Origin of the sequence: Kitasatospora paranensis, from assembly GCF_039544005.1 — a bacterium.
Taxonomy (GTDB): Bacteria; Actinomycetota; Actinomycetes; order Streptomycetales; family Streptomycetaceae; genus Kitasatospora; species Kitasatospora paranensis.
The window spans coordinates 1225361-1242280 of record NZ_BAABKV010000001.1; the positions used below are offsets into that span (position 1 = coordinate 1225361).

A 16920-nucleotide genomic window follows, 5' to 3' on the forward strand; every position below is an offset into this window, starting at 1 on the left:
GTGCACCGCCGCCCACGGCACGCCGCCCTCCGCCGTGCCCTGTCCGCCGCGACCGCCGCCGTCCTCACCGCCGTTCTGCTGCTGCTCGCCGGTGCCCCGGCGGTCGCGGCTGCCCCGGCCGGCCCCGCCTCCGCGGCGGCCGTCACCCCCGGTCCCGCCGAACGGGCCGACACGGAGGAACCAGCGCTCCCCACCGGGGCTCCGCTGCGGCAGGGCCCGCGCGGTACGCCCCGCCCCGCACCGGCCCCTCCGGCCGGCCGGCGACCCGCCGCCCGCGACACCGGCGGCGCCCGCACCACGGGTGCCCTCGCCCCGCCCACGGCCGGGCGCGGCGCCCCCGCCCCGTACCCGTCCGGCACCACCGGCGGCGCCCGCGCCGCGGTGTACCAGGTCTTCCGCTGCTGACCGGCCGCCCGGCCGCCCCGCATCCACACCACGCACCCCGTTGGCCGCGCCCCGGGATCCCGTTCCCGCCGGGCGGCGCCCCGGGCTGCGCGGCGGCGGCCCCGACGCCCACACCTGCCCTGGTCCGGCCCGTCAGCGGCCGTGCCACGACCGACCGTCAGAGGACCTGATGTCTCGTCGCAGCCTGCCCCTCCTCCGCTCCCTCCCCTTCCCCACCACCGACGTCGCCGCCTCGCTGGTGGTGTTCCTGGTCGCCGTGCCGCTCTGCGTGGGGGTCGCCGTCGCCTCCGGCGTCCCCGCCGAACTCGGCCTGGTCACCGGCATCGTGGGCGGCCTGGTGACCGGCCTGCTGCCCGGCAGCAGCCTCCAGGTGTCCGGCCCGGCCGCCGGCCTCACCGTGCTGGTCTACGAGGCGGTCGCCACCTACGGCCTGCCCGCGCTGGGCGTGATCGTGCTCGCGGCCGGCCTGCTCCAGCTGCTGATGGGCGTGCTGCGGCTGGGCCGGCTGTTCCGGGCCATCTCCGTCTCGGTGGTGCACGGCATGCTCGCCGGGATCGGCCTGGTGCTGGTCGCCGGGCAGCTCTACGCACTAGCCGGGGCCCGGGCGCCCGGCAGCGGGCCGGCCAACATCGCGGGCCTGCCCGGGCTCGCCGCCGACACCCTGGAGTCCCCGCGCACCCTGGCCTCGCTGGCCGTCGGGGCCGGGACGATCGCGGTGCTGGTGCTGTGGAGGCGGCTGCCCGCCGTCGTGCGGACGATGCCCGCGCCGCTCGCCGCGGTCGGCCTGGCCACAGCGGTCACCGCGGTGGCCGGCCTGCCGGTGGCGAAGGTCGAGGTGAAGGGGCTGCTCGGGGTGGTCGACCTGCCGGACTCGGCCGGACTCGCCGTCCTTACCGGCACCGGTGCGATGGCGACCGTGCTGGCCTTCACCCTGATCGCCTCGGCCGAGAGCCTGTTCAGCGCCGCGGCGGTGGACCGGCTGCACGACGGCCCGCGCACCGACTACGACCGGGAGCTGATCGCCCAGGGCGTCGGCAACACCCTCTGCGGGCTGCTCGGCGCCCTGCCGATGACGGCCGTCATCGTGCGCAGCGCCGCCAACGTCCAGGCCGGCGCACGGACGAAGGTGTCCCGGGTGCTGCACGGCGTCTGGCTGCTGCTGTTCGCGGCACTGCTGCCGGCCGCGCTCGGCGTCATCCCGCTCGCCGCACTGGCCGGGGTGCTGGTCCACGCGGGCACGACGCTGCTGCCGCTCTCCGCGCTGGTGCCGCTGTGGCGCTCGCACCGGGGCGAGGTGGTGGTGCTGGTCGCCACCGCGGTCGGGATCGTGGCGACCAACCTGTTCGAGGGCGTGCTGCTCGGGCTCGGCCTCGCCGTGCTGAAGACCGCGTGGGACACCTCGGCCGTGCACCTGGAGGTCTCCGGCGAGCCGGACGGCCCGATCCTGGTCGCCCTCGCCGGGAACGCGACGTTCCTGCGGCTGCCCCGGATCCTCGGCACCCTGGAGTCGCTGCCGCGCGACCGGCCGATCGCACTGGACCTCACCGGCCTGCGGCACCTCGACCACGCCTGCCGGACGGCCCTCCAGGACTGGGCCGGCCGGCACCACGCGCAGGGTGTCGAGCCGGTGCACGCGCCCGCCCTGCACTGACCCGGCCGGGCCGTGCGGGGTGGCCCGCACCCCGCCGCCGACGGCTGTTGCGCCTTCGGCGGCGGGCCGGCCCGGGCGGCGCTACCGTGTCGGCGTGACGACCACCGAACGCGAACTGACCGGCCCCGTCGACCTCTGCCTGCCGGACGGCCGGCTCGACCCCGCGGCCGTCGGCTGGTCCCGCCGCCCGCTGCACCGCGCCAACCTGCGCGGCTGGGGGCGGACGAAGCGGTGGGAGTACTGGTGCGTCACCGGGCCGACCCACATCGTCGCCGTGACCGTCAGCGACCTGGACTTCCTCGGCCTCACCGGCCTGTACGTGCTGCGCCACGGCGAGCCCGGCCGGGCCCCGGTGGACCTGGAGCGGACGGCCCTGCTGCCGTTCGGGCACGGGGTGCGGCTGCCGGAGACGATCGCCGGGGCGGCCGGGGCGGGCGACGACGTGGTGGTCGGCCCGGAGCGGCCCGTCCGCGGTCAGGTCCGGGTGGAGATCCGCGCGGAGGGCACGGGCACCCGGCTGCGGGCCCGCTGCCTGACGCCGGACCACCGGCCGGTCGAGCTCGACGTCCTGGTCGGGCTGCCGCCGGGCCACGAGACGCTGGGCGTCGTCGTGCCCTGGAGCGGGCGCCGCTTCCAGTACACCTCCAAGCACACCGCCCGGCCCGCCTCGGGCAGCCTGCGGATCGGCGACGAGCGGTACCCGTTCGGCGACGACGCCTGGGGAGTGCTGGACCACGGGCGGGGTCGCTGGCCGCGCAACGCCGCCTGGAACTGGGGCGCCGCCTCCGGCCGCACCGACGGCCGGGTGGTCGGCCTGCAGTTCGGCGGCCGGTGGACGGCCGGCACCGGCGCGACCGAGAACGCGCTCTGCGTCGACGGGCGGCTCTCCAAGATCGGCGAGGAGTTGCTCTGGCTGTACGACGAGGCCGATCCGATGGCCCCCTGGGAGCTGCGCACGCCCTCGTCCGACCAGGTGGACCTGGTGTTCACCCCGTTCCACGACCGCCGCACCCGCACCGAGGCCGGACTGCTGGCGAACCGGACCGACCAGTGCTTCGGCCGGTATTCCGGCCAGATCCGGACGGACGACGGCGAGCACGTCCGCATCGACGGCCTGCTCGGCTGGGCGGAGGACGTCCGGATGCGCTGGTGACGGCGGCCGGGAGGCCCGGGCGGGCGACCCGGCGCGGCGACGCCGCGTCCGCGGTGCGGACGGCCCGGACAGGAGCGGGCCCGCGGCAGTAGGCTGCGCCGAACTTCCATGCCACCGCGCCGCGGAGGCGGTCCGACCTGTTCGGAGGGCAGGCCGGACGGCCGCCGCGCGCCGTGGCCGGGACGAGCGGCCGGGACGCGCCGTGGCAAGGCCCGGCGCCCCCGTCCCCGCTGGTCAGGCCCTGCGAGGTGCGGACGTCGCCGTCCGCCCGGCGGCGGCCCAGGCCGCGTAGCCGCCGAGCAGGTCCGAGGTGTCCGGCCGGCCGCTGCGGCGCAGCAGGCTGGCGGCGATGGACGAGCGGTGGCCGCCCGCGCAGTGCACGACGACGGGCCGGTCGGCGGGGACTTCGGCGATGCGGCCGGGCAGTTCGGCGAGCGGGATGTGCAGTGAGCCCTCGACCGAGCCCTCCGCCCGCTCGGCGCAGCCGCGCACGTCCAGCACCACCGGCGGGTGGGTGCCGTGCAGGGCGGCGGCCAGGTCGGCGGCGGTGCGCCGGGGTGCGGTGCGCATCTGGTCCGCGGCGGCGGGCAGTTGCTCCTCGGGGTGCGGCAGGTGGCCGGCCACCTGGTCGAAGCCGATCCGGGCGAGCCGGGTGACGACCTCCTCGGCGCGCCCGTCGGGGGCGATGACCAGGACGGGGCGGTCGGGGTCGAGCACGGTGCCGGCCTGCTCGGCGAACCGGCCGTCGGCGGGCACGTTGACCGCGTCGCGCAGGTGCCCGGCGGCGAACTCCTGCGGGCTGCGGGTGTCCAGGACGACCGCGCCGGCGGCCCGACGGGCCAGGAAGTCGGCGAGCGGGAGGGCGGGCACCGCGGCGGCCGGGTCGAAGAGGCCGTGCGCGCGGCGGTTGAGGTCGGCGTCGTAGCCGAAGTAGCCGGGGGCGGCGGACTGGCCGGCGGTGACGATGGCCACGAACGCGTCCTCGCTCATCGGCGCGCAGGCGTAGTTGGTGGCGCGCTGCTCACCGATGGTGGACTGCCGCTCGGTGGAGAGGTTCTTGCCGCAGGAGGAGCCGGCTCCGTGCGCGGGGAAGACCCGGACTTCGTCGGGCAGCGCCATCAGCCGGTGCTGGACGCTGTCGTAGAGCATCCGGCCGAGCCGGTCGGCGGTCGTCCCGGCCGAGGCGAGCAGGTCGGGGCGGCCGACGTCGCCGACGAACAGGGCGTCACCGGTGAGCACGCCGTACGGCACGGGATCGTCGGCGTGCTCGCGGACGAGGACGCTGACCGACTCCGGGGTGTGGCCGGGGGTCTCCATGATCTCCAGGGTGACGTCGCCGAGTTCGATCCGTTCGCCGTCGGCGAGCTTGCGGATCGGGTAGTCGGTCTCGGCCCGCCGGCCGTAGCCGATCCAGGCGCCGGTGCGCGCGGCGAGTTCCAGATGGCCGGCCAGGAAGTCGGCGTGGAAGTGGGTGTTGATCACTCCCTCGACGGTGAATCCGTGCCGCTCGGCATCGGCGAGGTACTCGGCGACGTCCCGCCGCGGGTCGACGACCACGGCCCGGCCGGTGGTCTCGTCGGCGATCAGGTACGAGGCCTGGGACAGGCAGTCGAGGTAGTACTGGGCGAAGAACACGGGGCCTCCTTGCTGCGCGGACCGCAGCTCGCTCACAGGTCCAAGGATACCCCTCCGGGTATGTCTGCGCCCGGGCCGCAGGGCAGCGGCCGCACCGGGCAACATACGGGTGGGGGTATATGGTGGTTCCGAGCATACCCCCATGGGTATGACGACCGGTCGCGGACGGCCGGGGGACGGCGGGGACGCCGAGGGGACGGACGACCGCACCGGCACACCGGATGGATGCCGACACCACCAGGAGACCCCATGGCCCGGACCGCCCCCTGCGCACCCACCGCACCCGGCGCAGCCGCATGATCGCGCTCGTGCTCGCCCTGGTCGCGGGCGCCGTCGTCGGGCTCGCCCTCGGCGGGCTGGGCGGCGGCGGCAGCATGCTCGCCGTCCCCGCCCTGATCTACCTGCTCGGCTTCAGCGCCGGCCAGGCCACCACCGCGGCCCTGCTGATCGTCGCGGCGACCTCGCTCTCCGCACTGCTCACCCATGCCCGGGCCGGCCGGGTCCGCTGGCGGACGGGCCTGCTGTTCGCCGCCGCCGGGCTGCCTGCGGCGGCCGCCGCGGGGGCACTGTCCTCGGCGATACCGGGGGCGGTGCTCACCGCCGCCTTCGCCGTGCTGGCCGCCTTCGCCGCCCGCCGGATGCTCGCCGGCAGCCGCCCCGCCCGAGGAGTCCGACCGGCCCCGGAACCGTCCGCGGACGGCCCCGACCACGCCACGCCCGCCCCTGCCACGCCCGCCGTCGCGCCGGCCGGTGCGGGCCGGGCCGGTGCGGGCCGGGCCGCAGCGACCGGCGCCGGGCTGGGCACCGTGACCGGGCTGCTCGGCGTCGGCGGGGGCTTCCTCGCCGTCCCGGCCCTGGTCGCCGTGCTGGCCGTCCCGATGGCCGAGGCCGTCGGCACCAGCCTGCTGGTGATCTCCGCCAACGCGCTGGCCGCCCTGGTGCCCCGGATCGGCGGCGCCGGCACCCTCGACTGGGCGGTGGTGGCCCCGTTCACCGCCGCGGCCGTCCTCGGCGCCTGGGACGGCAAGCGCCTCGCCGACCGGCTCTCCGGGCCCGCGCTCCAGCGGATCTTCGCGGTCGCCCTGCTCGCCGTGGCCGCCCTCATGCTCGTCGACGCCCTGCGCTGACGATCCCCCGGGCCCGCCACCGGGCCCGGCCCCCAACCCCGCCGCCCGCCCCCGCGGGCCGCACCCCGAAAGGACCGTCCCCCGTGACCACCCCCCGACCCCCGTCACCCGGCTGACCATCGACGAGCTCCACCCCCGTCTCGGCAGGCTCACCGTCGTCGACGTCCGCTCGCCCGGCGAGTACGCCGCCGGGCACATCCCCGGTGCCCACAACGTGCCGCTCGACCTGCTGCACCTCGCGGTGCCCGCCCTGCGCGCCGCGGCCGGACGCGGCGCCGTCACCGTCGTGTGCGCCTCCGGCAACCGCTCGGCGACCGCGTGCGACCGGCTGGCCGCAGCCGGGGTGGCCGCGGCCATGCTCGTCGGGGGCACCGCGGCGTGGGCCGCGGAAGGACACCCGCTCGACCGGCCGACCGGCGCCCGGGGCACCTGGGCGATGGACCGTCAGGTCCGGCTGGCGGCGGGATCGCTCGTCCTGGCCGGCCTGCTGGCCGACCGGGTCCTGCCCGGCGCGCGGTGGCTGTCCGCCGCGGTCGGCGGCGGCCTGGCCTTCTCCGCCGTCAGCAACACCTGCGCGATGGGCAATCTGCTCGGCCGGCTCCCCCACAACCGGCCGCGCAGCACGGCGGCCGACCTCCGCGGCACCCTCGCCGCCCTGCAGGGCTGACCCTCCGGGCTTCCCGGGGCCGGGCCCCGCCCGGCCCCGGGAATACCCCTCCCGGTATCAGCGCTGACCTGCACGGGGCCGTTGCGACCCGCTTGCGGAGTCGGCGGCCGCCGATACCCCCTCGGGTACAATGACAACCCGAACCCAGCTGCCGGAGAGGTGCCCCATGCAGGTCGACGAGGACGCAGTCGGTGCGGTGCTCAACCGGCTCCGCCGGGCCCAGGGCCAGCTCGCCGGTGTGATCGCGATGATCGAGGCCGGCCGCGACTGCAAGGACGTGGTCACCCAGCTCGCCGCGGTCTCCAGAGCCCTGGACAGAGCCGGCTTCAAGATCGTGGCGAGCGGCATGCGCCAGTGCATGGCCGCCGCGGACGGCGACGCCCCGCCGATGAGCGAGGCCGAACTCGAGAAGCTCTTCCTCGCCCTCGCCTGATCACCCCGGGCCCGACCGACGCTCCACGGCGTCCCTCCCCGGGGGCAGCCCTCACCCGGGGCAGCCCCCGGCGGCGGCTCAGGCGACGGCGATCCGCCGGCCGGTGATCTGCCGCGGCGCCACCCGTACCCAGAGCGGACGCCCGCCGCCCGCCCACGGCGCGGGCGGGTGCACCGCCTCCAGTCGGCGGACGGCCTCGTCGTCCTCCACCGGCTCGGCCGCACCCACCACCAGCACGCTCCAGCCGCTGCTCAGCGTCTCGTCGATCCGGTCCACCTGGAACGAGACGGCCGTACCCGGCTCGGGCGCCGCCGCGCCGTGCGGGTCGGTCCGGTACGCCACGCTCCGGCCGTCCACCGTGTAGTTCACCGGCAGGACGAGCGGTCCCGGCGCCGCGGGCAGGGCGATCCGCCCGATACCGTGCCCGTCCAGCCGGTCCCAGCACTCCTCCTCGGTGAGGTGGACGAGGACCGGGTGCGCGCCGGCCGGCGTTCGGCCGGGCGGGGGATCGCTCGGCCCGACGACCAGCTCCCAGTAGCTCGTGCCGAGGGCGGCGGCGATCCGGACGAACCCCGCCTGGTCGAAGGCCGGCCCGGTCTCCAGCAGGTACCGCAGGTAGTGCGGGTCCATCCCGGCCCGCGCGGCGAGCTCCTCGCGGCCCATCCCCCGCCGGGCGCTGCGGGCCGCGACCCGCTCGGCGATCTCGGCGGCGTCCCGTCCCGGGCCGGCGGCCGACACGGCGGCGGGCTGCTCGTTCACCATGGTTCCTCCTCGCTCCGGCCCACTCGGCCGCGCCCTCGTCCCCTCCAGCATCCACCGGCCCGGCTCCCCCGGCGCGGGCCGGACGTACGGCCGGGCGTGCGGCCGGTCGGCGGGAGGGCAGCGTGCGGGCGCGCACGGCCGGGTATGCGCAGGGCGTGGGATTCCTTCGCAGACCGAACAGCCCCGACCAGCCGGACGAGCCCGGCGGCCGGCCCGCCGTGGGCCCGGCCGCCGGCGGGAGCCCCGATCCGGCCGCCGATCCGGCTGCCACCCCGACCTCCGACCCGGTCGGCGCCGGTGTCGCCCCGCCCCTGGACGCCGAGGCGGCGGCCGGCGAACTCGCCACCCTGACCGAGGAGATGGAGCAGGGTACGACCGCCTCCCGGCGCCGCGCCGTCACCCGCGCCACCCGGCTGGTGCGCTCGACCGCCCGCGGCCTGGCGCGCGGCGGCAGCGCCACCGTCCGGGGCACCGTGATCGGCGGCCGGGCCCTGACCGACCGCCTGCTGACGACGGCCCCCGGATCCCCGTCCGGAACCTGGCGACGCTGCGGGCGCAGCACCCCGAGGCGGCCGACCCGGAGGCCCTGGCGGACCTGCTCGTGGTCGGGGCACGCCGGGCGGCCGCCGCGGTCGGGGCCGGCATCGGGGCGGCCGCGATGCTGCCCGTCCCGCCCGCCATGGCGGTGGAGATCGCTTCGGAGACGCTGGTCGTGGCGGCGGTGGAGATCAAGCTGATCGCCGAGCTGCACCAGGTGTACGGCTTCCCGGCGCTCGGGAGTGCGGGGCAGCGGACGGCCGCCTATGTGACCGCCTGGGCCGACCGCCGGGGCATCGACGGCTCGGCGGCGCTGCACCCGGCGGGGCTGGCCGCGGTCGCCGGGCTCGCGGTGGGTTCGGAGGTGCGGCAGAAGGTCCGCAAGCGGCTCACCCGCAGCTCGTTGCGGAAGCTGCCGTCGCTGACGCCGCTGATGCTGGGCGCGGGGATCGGCGCCCGGATGAACCGGCGGGACACCATGCGGCTCGCCGCCCGCGTCCGCAGCGATCTGCGGGCCCGGACGGACGCCCCGCCGGGGTACTGGGAGGCTGCGGCACCGCAGTGACCTGGCGCTCCGCGCCGCTCTCGGGATGTGAAAACCGCCGGTGTTCGCAATGCTGGAGACGTCCGGCATCTCCGAAGGAGGAACGCCCATGTCCATGCTCGACAAACTCAAAGGCATGCTCAAGGGACACGAGGACACGGCCCGCCAAGGCGTCGACAAGGCGGGGGACGCCATCGACTCCAAGACCGGGGGCAAGTACCAGAGCCAGGTCGACACCGCCCAGCAGAAGATGAACGACCAGCTCGGAGATCAGCCGACCGAGGAGCGGTAGGACCGAGTACGCCCGGGGCCCCCACCGTGAGGTGGGGGCCCCGGGCGCGTCCGCGGCGCCGTGGCCTCACCCGTACGGCCCAGTGGTCACCGGGCGGGCGGGCCGTCGACCAGGCGCTGCAGGCTGGGCCCGTACAGGTCGGCGAGGTGCTCCGGGGTGGCCTGCTCGCTCGCCCCGCCGGCCCGGTGGAGGCTGCAGGTCGCGCCGAGGCCGAGGAGCTGCCCGGCGAGCAGCTCGGCCCGGAGCACCGGCTCCGCGCCGGGCAGCAGCGCGGCCAGCCGGTCGGTGACCTGGGCCCGGAAGCGGTCCCGGAGCACCGTCCGCTCGTCCTCCTTGCCCAGCGCGAAGACCACCCGCAGCAGCGGGTCGGTCTGCTGCTCGCGGCGGACCCGCATCAGGGTCAGCACCAGGTGGCGGCCGAGCCCCTCCAGCGGGACGCCGAGCAGCTCGTCGGCGGCCGCCGAGAAGTCGGTGACCGCGTCGAAGAGCTGCTCCTTGCTGCCGAAGAGCTTGACGATCAGCGAGGCGCTGACGTCGGCGTCCGCGGCGACCGCGCGCAGGGTCACCTCGGCGTACGGGTGCAGGGCGAACGCCCGACGGGCCGCGCGCAGGATCGCCTGGCGACCGGTCGGGGCCGCGGCGGCGCTCACGCCCGGCCCTCGCCGACGCCGGCCGGACGGCGGGCGTCGCCGCCGCGCGGGCCGGGCACCGCCGTGCCGGGCCCGGAGCGGCGGCCGGGCATCAGCAGGGTGACGGCCAGGGCCAGCACGGCGGCGCCCGCCGCGACCAGGAAGACCACCAGGTACGCATGGAGCGTGGGGGCGGTGCGGCCGCCGACCTGGAAGGTGAGGTTGGCCAGCACCGCGGCCACGACGGCGCTGCAGACCGCCTGGCCGACCGAGCGCATCAGGGTGTTCAGGCCGTTCGCTGCGCCGGTCTCGGCGGCCGGGACGGCCCTGATCACCAGCGCGGGCAGGGCGCTGTAGGCGATCGCGGTACCGGCCGAGACGACGGTGGCCCCCGCGATGATCATCCACAGCTGATGGCTGGTGAAGAACCGCACCACATAGCCGACAGCCATCACGACGGCCGCGACGGCCAGCGTCACCTTGGGCCCGCGGGCGGCCGAGATCCGGGCCGACAGCGGTGAGAGCGCCACCATCGACACGCCGCCGGGCAGCAGGCACAGGCCGCTGACCACGATCGACGCGCCGAGGCCGTACCCGGTCGCCTTCGGCTCCTGCACCATCTGGGCGGTGACCAGCGAGTTGGCGTAGAACGAGAAGCCGATCAGCAGGGCCGCGAGGTTCGCCAGCAGGACGGCGGGCCGCGCCGAGACGCGCATGTCCACCATCGGTGAGGAGTGCCGCAGCTCGTACGCGCCCCACAGCAGGCCGAGCACGACGGCGGCGGCCAGCAGGCCGAGCGTCCGCCCGGAGGCCCAGCCCCAGTCGGCGCCCTGGGTGACGGCGAGCAGCAGGGCGACCAGGACGGCGGACAGGCCGACCGCCCCGAGCACGTCGAAGCGGCCGCGGGAGCGCAGCGGGGACTCGGGCACCTGCCAGAGCACCAGCAGGATGTCCAGCAGGCCGAGGCCGGCGGAGACCCAGAACATGGTGTGCCAGTCGGCGTGCTCGACCACCAGTGCGGCGACCGGCAGGCCGACCGCGGCGCCCACACCCAGTGTCGAGCTCATCAGCGCCACCGAGGACAGCACCCGTGCGGGCGGCAGCTCGTCGCGCATGATGCTGATGCCCAGCGGGACGACGGCCAGCGCGGCGCCCTGGAGTGCCCGGCCCGCGATCAGCACGGCGATGTGGGAGCTGATCGCGCAGAGCACCGACCCGGCGACCAGCACGCCGAGCGAGGCCAGCAGCACCCGGCGCTTGCCGTACATGTCGCCGATCCGCCCGAGCAGCGGGGTGCAGACGGCGCCGGTGAGCAGGGTGACGGTGACCAGCCAGCTGGCGGCCGTCGGGGTGCTGCCGGTGAGCTCCGGGATGTGCGGCAGCAGCGGGACGACGAGCGTCTGCATGAGGGCGACGACGACGCCGCAGAAGGCCAGGACCGCGACCATCAGCCGCGGGTGGGGGGATTCGTCGGCGGGGGATGTGTCCGCTGGTACTGGCATGGTGCTCGAGTCCGCTGTCCGCAGGGGTGTACACGTGTTCACCCCCAGGGTAAACACCTGTGCACCCCGGTCGGCACGCGGGGGTGCACCGGACGGCGGGGGAAGCGGACGGGGAGCCGACGCTCCGGGCGGGGGCGCGGGGGCCGTTTCTCCGGTCGGCCCGCTTGAGGAGGACAGGCCGCCCCCGGCGCCCCGCGCCCCGGCGGCACACGCGTCCGCCACGCCGATTCAAACACCGCCCCGGCCACCCCCACGACTGGTGTCCGGCACCAGGCGCACCGGCTCCCTCCGGGCGATCGTCCAGCCCCGGCTCCGGGCCGATGACAGCGGTGACCCCGCCGGTGTGGATCACCGCGCCGCGCGGTGGAAAGTGCCGCACGCGGATCGCCGGCCGGGCAATAGAGGGACATGCGGGACGCGAACGCCTGTCGGCGGCGGCGCACGGCCGGCTCAGAGCCAGGCCCCCAGCCGAAGGTGCAGAGGTAGCCGCGGCGCAGCAGGTCGCGACCGCGGGCCCCTCGCACGGACAGGATCGCCAGGGCGGCGAGGAACAGCGCTGCGAAGGCTGCCGGCACGACGGCTCCCAGGAGAGGCCGGACGAGGAGACCCGTCGCCGGGCCGGCGGCGGCCACCAGGCCGAGGCCCAGGTGGGCCGCGGACAGGTCCGCCCGGATCGCCTCGCGGGCCTCCGTCCGCGCCTGCGCCAGGTCGCGTTCGTAGCGTGCACGGGCCGCCGCGGGATCCGCCGCAGGTCCCTCGGGCCACTCCTGCACGGCTGTTGCTCCCTCGCGTCGACTGCGGCGGACCCTACCGGGGCCGGGGTGCCGGACCGGCGGGCGGCGGCGCGTTGCGGGCGGTCGCCGCGGTGTGAGTGAATACCGCCGGAACCGGCCGGAGTACGACGTTCCGCCTGCCCCTGCACCGTGGTGAGGAAGTCTCATGAGCACCGTCCTGCCCGCCGCCGCCCCGCGCCCCAAGTCGCCCGTCGGCTTCGTCGTGGCCCTGGTGCTGTTCGGTCTCGCCGCCGCCGCGGTCAACGCCGTGTATGCCTTCGGCATGCTGTTCGCCACCGACTCCTGCGGCACCGACGCCGGGTCGGCGGCGCTGTGCAACCCGGGGGTCTGGCTCCTGCTGGTGCTCCTGCCGTGGGGCGGCCTGCTCGGCGCCCTGCTGACCGGGGGCGTCGGCGCTGCCGCCGCCCGGCGCCGCGGTCGCTCGCCCTGGCCGGCGCTGCTGCCCGGCGTCGGCGTGTACCTGCTGTCGCTCGCCGTGGTCTACCTCACCGTCTTCGCCTGACCGTCCGCCCGGTCCGGTGCGGTGCGCCGCCCCGGGGAGCCCCTGGGAGCCCTCCCGTATGAGCACCTTCAGCCCGCCGGAGCCGCCGCGCTTCGCGACCGGTTCGCCGCGCGAGCGGGCGGCCCGGATCGTCACCGACGTGCTGGCGCTCGCCAACCTCGTCATCGCGCTGCTGGTCGTGATCGGCGCGCACACCGGCCGCGGCTGGGCCGGCGCCGGCTGGGGCCTGCTCGCCGCGCTGTTCTGCGGCGTGCTGCCGATCGGCCTGATCCTCCGGGGTGTCCGGCGGGGCAGGCTGACGGACCGGCACATCCGGGTGCGCCGCCAGCGGCTGGTGCCGATGGCGGCCAGTCTGCTCTGCGTGCTGGCGGGCCTGGCGGTGCTCGGCCTGCTGGACGCCCCGCGGGCGGTGCTCGCCCTGGTCGTGGCGATGCTGGTGGGGTTGCTGTCCTCGCTTGCCGTCACCGTCCGCTGGCAGATCTCGATCCACAACTCGGTGGCCGGGGGCACCGCCGCGGTCCTCCTGCTGGCCTTCGGACCGGTGGCGGTGCCCGCGCTGGCCCTGCCGGTCGCGATCGGCTGGTCGCGCCTCGTCCTGAGGGCGCACACCCCGGCCCAGGTCGTCACGGGCACGGCCCTGGGCGGCGTGTGCGGGCTCGTGTTCGCCCTGCTGCGCTGACGTCCCACCCACCGGAGGCGTCCGGACGGCGCCACAGCCCGCGGGCCGCCAGCAGCGGGAGCACCCCCTCCCCACCTGGTAGGCCTCCTCCAGGTGCGGCACCCCGGACAGGACGAACTCGTCCACTCCGAGCCGGTGGTACTCCTCGATCCGGTCGGCCACCTCCGCGTGGCTGCCGACCAGCGCCGTCCCGGCGCCGCCGCGCACCAGCCCGACGCCGGCCCACAGGTTGGGATACACCTCCAGCCGGTCGGTGGACCCGCCGTGCAGCTCGCGCATCCGGCGCTGGCCCTCCGACTCGCTGCGGGCCAGCGCCTCCTGGGTGGCCCGGATCCGCTCCGGGTCCATCCCGGCCAGCAGCCGGTCCGCCTCGGCCCAGGCCTCGGCCGAGGTGTCCCGGCTGATGGTGTGCAGCCGGATGCCGAACCGCGGGCTGCGCCCGTGCACGGCCGCCAGCGACCGGATCCGGTCGATCTTCTCCTTCACCTGCCCGGGCGGCTCGCCCCAGGTGAGGTAGACGTCGGCGTGCCGGGCGGCGACCCGTTCGGCCTCCGGTGAGGACCCGCCGAAGTACACGTCCGGGACGGGCTCGGGCAGCCGGGTCAGCCGCGCCCCCTCGACCTGCAGGTGCGTGCCGTGGTGGTCGACGGTCTCGCCGCGCCACAGCCGCCCGGTGACGGTGAGGAACTCGTCCGTCCTGGCGTACCGGCCGGCCTTGTCGAGGAAGTCGCCGTACGCCCGCTGCTCCGCCGACTCGCCGCCGGTGACCACGTTGAGCAGCAGCCGGCCGCCCGACTGGTTCTGGTAGCTCGCCGCCATCTGGGCGGCCAGCGTGGGGCTGATCTGGCCGGGCCGGAAGGCGACCAGGTACCGCAGCCGCTCGGTGACCTGGGTCAGCATCGCGGTGGTCAGCCAGGCGTCCTCGCACCAGGCGCCGGTCGGGGTGAGGGCGCCCGAGAAGCCCAACTGCTCGGCGGTGCGGGCGATCTGGCCCAGGTAGGCGACGCTCGGCGGGCGGTCCGAGCCGGCCGTCCCCGGGGTGGAGCCGTGGCCCCCGCCGACGACCTGGCGGCTGTCGCCGGTGGTCGGCAGGAACCAGTGCACGGTCAGTGCCACGCCCGCTCCTCCCCCGGCGCCGGGGCGAAACCGCCGAAGCCGCCGTCGTGGTGGACCAGCGGGGCACCGCCGTCCGCCCGCGCGGCCAGCACCTCGCCGACCACCAGCAGGTGGTCGCCGACCGGCTGGAACTGCACCGGACGGGCCGTCAGCCAGGCGGCCGCCCCGGCCAGCAGCGGGGTGCCGTGCGGACCGGTGTGCCAGGCCGCGCCGGCGAAGCGGTCGATGCCGCTGCGGGCGAACTGCCGGGCCAGTTCCTCCTGGTCGCGCCGGAGCAGGTGCACGGTGAAGGCGTCGGCGGCCCGCACGGCGGGCGCGCTGGAGGCGCCCGCCGCGAGGTAGAAGGAGACCAGTGCGGGCTCCAGGCTGACCGAGGTGAAGGAGGTCGCGGTGAATCCGGCCGGGCCGGGGACGGTGATCACGGTGACCCCGGAGGCGTGCCGGCGCAGGGTCCGGCGGAGCAGGTCGGCCGGGGTGGCCCGCTCCGGGCCGACGGTGGGGCCGACGGTAGGGTCGGTGACGGGGTCGGTGGCGGTGGCGGGGCGGTCGTCCACGGTGGTCATGAGGTGTGTCCCTCCCGGGGCGCGGTGGTGAGCAGAGGGGGCAGGTCCGGGCCGCCGGCACGCAGCCGCTCCAGCCACTGGACGATCTGTGCGGCGACACTGCGGTGCGCGGCGTCGTTGAGCACGTCGTGCAACCCGTCGGCGACGAGGACGAGTTCGGCCCGGCTCAGCCGGGCGGCCAGCCGGCGGGCCGCCCCGACGGGGACGACCGGGTCGGCCTGCCCGTGCAGCACCAGCACCGGCAGGTCGGGGGCGGACGCCTCGGCGGCGGCGGCGAGTTCGGCCGGTACGGGGACGCCGAGCCGGCCCGGCCGGAACCCGGGGTCCTCGGTGAGCAGGCCGCGATGGACGGGACAGGCCGTCCGGGCGGCCAGTTCGTCGCTCCACCCCGTGCCGGCGGCCACCCGGCCGGCGGGTGCGCCGGCGACGAGGACGGCGTCCGGCCGGGCGGCGCCCGCCGCCGCGGCGAGGGCCACCAGTGCACCGGTGTCGCTGCCGGCGAGGACGACCGGGCCTCCTGCCTCGCGGGCGGCCGCGACGAGGCCGGCGAGGTGGCCGCCGTCGGCGAGCGTCCACACGTCGGCCAGGGCCTGGACACGGTACCCGTCGAAGGCCAGCCGCCGACCGAACCGCCCGTAGACGCCCGGGTGTTCACCACGGCCCGGCAGCAGCAGGACGGTACCGCGGACGGTGCTGCCCTCGGCGGGCTCCCAGGTCTGCCCGGGGTGCCGGACGGGCGCGGCGGCCGTCACCGGACACCGCCGGCGACCGCGGCGGCCGTCCGGGCCGCGACGGAGGCCGCGGCGGCGGCAGCCGTGGCGGCAGCCGTGGCGGCCTCGCGCCGGGCGACCTCCTGGCGGACCAGCGGCAGCAGCTCGCGCCCGTAGTCGAGGGCGTCGTCCAGCGGGTCGTAACCCCGGATGAGCAGGGTGGTCACGCCCAGGTCGACGTAGTCGAGCAGGGCCTGGGCGACCGTCTCCGGGGTGCCGACCAGGGCGGTGGAGTTGCCCGCGGCCCCGGTGGCGGCGGCGGGTGCCGTCCAGAGTGCCCGGTCGTGCCGGTCGCCCTTGGCGGCGGCGGCCAGCAGCCGCTGCGAGCCGACGTTCTGCGGGACGGCGGCCGGGCCGGTCGGCAGGATCGGACGCCGGCCGCCGAAGGCGTCGCCGCGGGAGCGGATGGTGTCCAGGATGCGGTGGGCGCGGCCCCAGGCCTCGTCCTCGGTGCGGCCGAGAATCGGACGGAAGGAGACGCTGAAGCCGGGCAGGGTCGTCCGCCCGGCGGCCTCGGCGGCGGCCCGGACCCGGGCGATCTGCTCGGCCGTCTCGGCCAGCGGCTCGCCCCACAGCGCGAAGGTGTCGGCGTGCTTGCCGCCGACCCGGTAGGCCGCGTCCGAGGAGCCGCCGAAGAACAGCGGGATCCGGGGCTGCCGGGCCGGGCGCACCTCGGAGTGGAAGTCCGCGAACCGGTAGTACGGGCCGTCGTAATCGAACGGCTTCTCCTCCGTCCAGGCCCGGGTGAGCACGGTGAGGTAGTCGTCGGTGCGGGCGTACCGCTCGTCCTTGGTGAGGTAGTCGCCGTCGCGGCGCTGCTCGGCGTCGTGGCCGCCGGTGATGATGTGGACGGCGACCCGGCCGCCGGAGAACTGGTCGAGGGTCGCGAAGGTGCGGGCCGCGACGGTGGGTGCGATGAATCCGGGCCGGTGCGCGATCAGCAGGCCGAGCCGCTCGGTGTGGGCGGCGGCGTAGGCGGCCACCTGGTTGGGGTCGGGGCTGGCGGAGGAGTGCGCGACCAGGATCCGGTCGAAGCCGGCCTCCTCGTGGGCTTGGGCGAAACGGCGGGTGTAGTCGGCGTCGACGACCGGGCCCTGTGCGGGGCGGGTCTCGGAGACGTCGTGGGTGGAGATCATGCCGATGAACTCGACGGGCATGG

Annotated in this window: 17 protein-coding genes and 1 pseudogene; 10 read left to right on the top strand and 8 right to left on the bottom strand. The window is 76.7% G+C overall.

What is annotated here, in order from left to right; genetic code table 11:
• The 3 genes from ABEB13_RS06225 to ABEB13_RS06235 all read left to right on the top strand — a co-directional run bounded on the left by ABEB13_RS06225 (position 1) and on the right by ABEB13_RS06235 (position 3209).
• Positions 1-405 carry a hypothetical protein gene (locus ABEB13_RS06225; protein WP_345704633.1) on the top strand — a complete coding sequence of 135 codons (405 nt, stop codon included), beginning with the start codon at positions 1-3 and terminating at the stop codon, positions 403-405.
• Positions 406-574: 169 nt separating this feature from the next.
• Positions 575-2056 carry a SulP family inorganic anion transporter gene (locus ABEB13_RS06230; protein WP_345704634.1) on the top strand — a complete coding sequence of 494 codons (1482 nt, stop codon included), beginning with the start codon at positions 575-577 and terminating at the stop codon, positions 2054-2056.
• 94 nt (positions 2057-2150) lie between these two features.
• Positions 2151-3209 carry a DUF2804 domain-containing protein gene (locus ABEB13_RS06235; RefSeq protein ID WP_345704635.1) on the top strand — a complete coding sequence of 353 codons (1059 nt, stop codon included), beginning with the start codon at positions 2151-2153 and terminating at the stop codon, positions 3207-3209.
• A 234-nt stretch (positions 3210-3443) separates the two neighbouring features.
• On the opposite strand, the gene ABEB13_RS06240 is transcribed toward ABEB13_RS06235, so the two are convergent.
• Positions 3444-4844 carry an MBL fold metallo-hydrolase gene (locus tag ABEB13_RS06240; protein WP_345709559.1) on the bottom strand — a complete coding sequence of 467 codons (1401 nt, stop codon included), beginning with the start codon at positions 4842-4844 and terminating at the stop codon, positions 3444-3446.
• A 296-nt stretch (positions 4845-5140) separates the two neighbouring features.
• Between ABEB13_RS06240 and ABEB13_RS06245 the strand changes: the two genes are divergently transcribed.
• The 3 genes from ABEB13_RS06245 to ABEB13_RS06255 all read left to right on the top strand — a co-directional run bounded on the left by ABEB13_RS06245 (position 5141) and on the right by ABEB13_RS06255 (position 7071).
• On the top strand, positions 5141-5971 hold the full coding sequence (locus ABEB13_RS06245) for a sulfite exporter TauE/SafE family protein (protein WP_345709560.1): 831 nt from the start codon (positions 5141-5143) through the stop codon (positions 5969-5971).
• Between the two features lie 112 nt (positions 5972-6083).
• Complete coding sequence (locus ABEB13_RS06250) at positions 6084-6638, top strand: rhodanese-like domain-containing protein (protein ID WP_345709561.1); 555 nt, start codon at positions 6084-6086, stop codon at positions 6636-6638.
• A 166-nt stretch (positions 6639-6804) separates the two neighbouring features.
• Positions 6805-7071 (top strand): metal-sensitive transcriptional regulator, encoded by a 267-nt coding sequence (locus ABEB13_RS06255; protein ID WP_100891772.1) that lies wholly within the window; start codon positions 6805-6807, stop codon positions 7069-7071.
• A gap of 78 nt (positions 7072-7149) precedes the next feature.
• Here the strand turns inward: ABEB13_RS06255 and ABEB13_RS06260 are convergent, their stop codons facing one another.
• On the bottom strand, positions 7150-7833 hold the full coding sequence (locus ABEB13_RS06260; RefSeq protein ID WP_345704636.1) for a helix-turn-helix domain-containing protein: 684 nt from the start codon (positions 7831-7833) through the stop codon (positions 7150-7152).
• Positions 7834-8434: 601 nt separating this feature from the next.
• Here ABEB13_RS06260 and ABEB13_RS06265 point away from each other — a divergent pair.
• Both ABEB13_RS06265 and ABEB13_RS06270 read left to right on the top strand, forming a co-directional pair.
• The gene (locus ABEB13_RS06265) at positions 8435-8935 is read left to right on the top strand and encodes a hypothetical protein (protein ID WP_345704637.1); all 501 of its coding nucleotides are present in this window, start codon (positions 8435-8437) and stop codon (positions 8933-8935) included.
• Positions 8936-9023: 88 nt separating this feature from the next.
• A complete protein-coding gene (locus ABEB13_RS06270; protein ID WP_345709562.1) occupies positions 9024-9206 on the top strand; it encodes an antitoxin in 183 nt (60 codons plus the stop codon).
• An 86-nt stretch (positions 9207-9292) separates the two neighbouring features.
• Here ABEB13_RS06270 and ABEB13_RS06275 read toward each other — a convergent pair whose 3' ends face one another.
• Together ABEB13_RS06275 and ABEB13_RS06280 are read right to left on the bottom strand one after the other, a co-directional pair.
• The gene (locus ABEB13_RS06275; RefSeq protein WP_100891768.1) at positions 9293-9856 is read right to left on the bottom strand and encodes a TetR/AcrR family transcriptional regulator; all 564 of its coding nucleotides are present in this window, start codon (positions 9854-9856) and stop codon (positions 9293-9295) included.
• A complete protein-coding gene (locus tag ABEB13_RS06280; protein ID WP_425559869.1) occupies positions 9853-11283 on the bottom strand; it encodes an MFS transporter in 1431 nt (476 codons plus the stop codon). Before ABEB13_RS06280 ends, ABEB13_RS06275 begins: the two co-directional genes overlap by 4 nt.
• A gap of 993 nt (positions 11284-12276) precedes the next feature.
• On the opposite strand from ABEB13_RS06280, the gene ABEB13_RS06285 reads away from it, so the two are divergent.
• Positions 12277-12633 (top strand): hypothetical protein, encoded by a 357-nt coding sequence (locus ABEB13_RS06285; protein ID WP_345704639.1) that lies wholly within the window; start codon positions 12277-12279, stop codon positions 12631-12633.
• Positions 12634-12691: 58 nt separating this feature from the next.
• On the top strand, positions 12692-13312 hold the full coding sequence (locus tag ABEB13_RS40330) for a phosphatase PAP2 family protein (protein ID WP_380233028.1): 621 nt from the start codon (positions 12692-12694) through the stop codon (positions 13310-13312).
• On the opposite strand, the pseudogene ABEB13_RS06295 reads toward ABEB13_RS40330, so the two are convergent.
• From ABEB13_RS06295 to ABEB13_RS06310, 4 genes and pseudogenes are all read right to left on the bottom strand, one after another.
• Positions 13257-14428, bottom strand: a pseudogene (locus ABEB13_RS06295) (LLM class flavin-dependent oxidoreductase). The gene ABEB13_RS40330 and the pseudogene ABEB13_RS06295 sit on opposite strands and share 56 nt — an antisense overlap.
• Positions 14419-14991 carry a flavin reductase family protein gene (locus ABEB13_RS06300; RefSeq protein ID WP_345704640.1) on the bottom strand — a complete coding sequence of 191 codons (573 nt, stop codon included), beginning with the start codon at positions 14989-14991 and terminating at the stop codon, positions 14419-14421. The pseudogene ABEB13_RS06295 and the gene ABEB13_RS06300 overlap by 10 nt, the downstream one beginning before the upstream one ends.
• Positions 14988-15743: an alpha/beta hydrolase gene (locus tag ABEB13_RS06305; RefSeq protein WP_345704641.1), complete on the bottom strand. Its 756-nt coding sequence runs from the start codon at positions 15741-15743 to the stop codon at positions 14988-14990. The genes ABEB13_RS06300 and ABEB13_RS06305 overlap by 4 nt, the downstream gene beginning before the upstream one ends.
• Positions 15740-16918 (bottom strand): LLM class flavin-dependent oxidoreductase, encoded by a 1179-nt coding sequence (locus ABEB13_RS06310; protein WP_345704642.1) that lies wholly within the window; start codon positions 16916-16918, stop codon positions 15740-15742. The genes ABEB13_RS06305 and ABEB13_RS06310 overlap by 4 nt, the downstream gene beginning before the upstream one ends.
• Positions 16919-16920 lie beyond the last annotated feature (2 nt).

Bases quoted from the DNA above. Each gene is read 5' to 3' on its own strand.
- ABEB13_RS06260 (WP_345704636.1), bottom strand. From the start codon at position 7,833: ATGGTGAACGAGCAGCCCGCCGCCGTGTCGGCCGCCGGCCCGGGACGG.
- ABEB13_RS06245 (WP_345709560.1), top strand. From the start codon at position 5,141: ATGATCGCGCTCGTGCTCGCCCTGGTCGCGGGCGCCGTCGTCGGGCTC.
- ABEB13_RS06285 (WP_345704639.1), top strand. From the start codon at position 12,277: ATGAGCACCGTCCTGCCCGCCGCCGCCCCGCGCCCCAAGTCGCCCGTC.
- ABEB13_RS06310 (WP_345704642.1), bottom strand. From the start codon at position 16,918: ATGCCCGTCGAGTTCATCGGCATGATCTCCACCCACGACGTCTCCGAG.
- ABEB13_RS40330 (WP_380233028.1), top strand. From the start codon at position 12,692: ATGAGCACCTTCAGCCCGCCGGAGCCGCCGCGCTTCGCGACCGGTTCG.
- ABEB13_RS06230 (WP_345704634.1), top strand. From the start codon at position 575: ATGTCTCGTCGCAGCCTGCCCCTCCTCCGCTCCCTCCCCTTCCCCACC.
- ABEB13_RS06280 (WP_425559869.1), bottom strand. From the start codon at position 11,283: ATGGTCGCGGTCCTGGCCTTCTGCGGCGTCGTCGTCGCCCTCATGCAG.
- ABEB13_RS06300 (WP_345704640.1), bottom strand. From the start codon at position 14,991: ATGACCACCGTGGACGACCGCCCCGCCACCGCCACCGACCCCGTCACC.
- ABEB13_RS06255 (WP_100891772.1), top strand. From the start codon at position 6,805: ATGCAGGTCGACGAGGACGCAGTCGGTGCGGTGCTCAACCGGCTCCGC.
- ABEB13_RS06270 (WP_345709562.1), top strand. From the start codon at position 9,024: ATGTCCATGCTCGACAAACTCAAAGGCATGCTCAAGGGACACGAGGAC.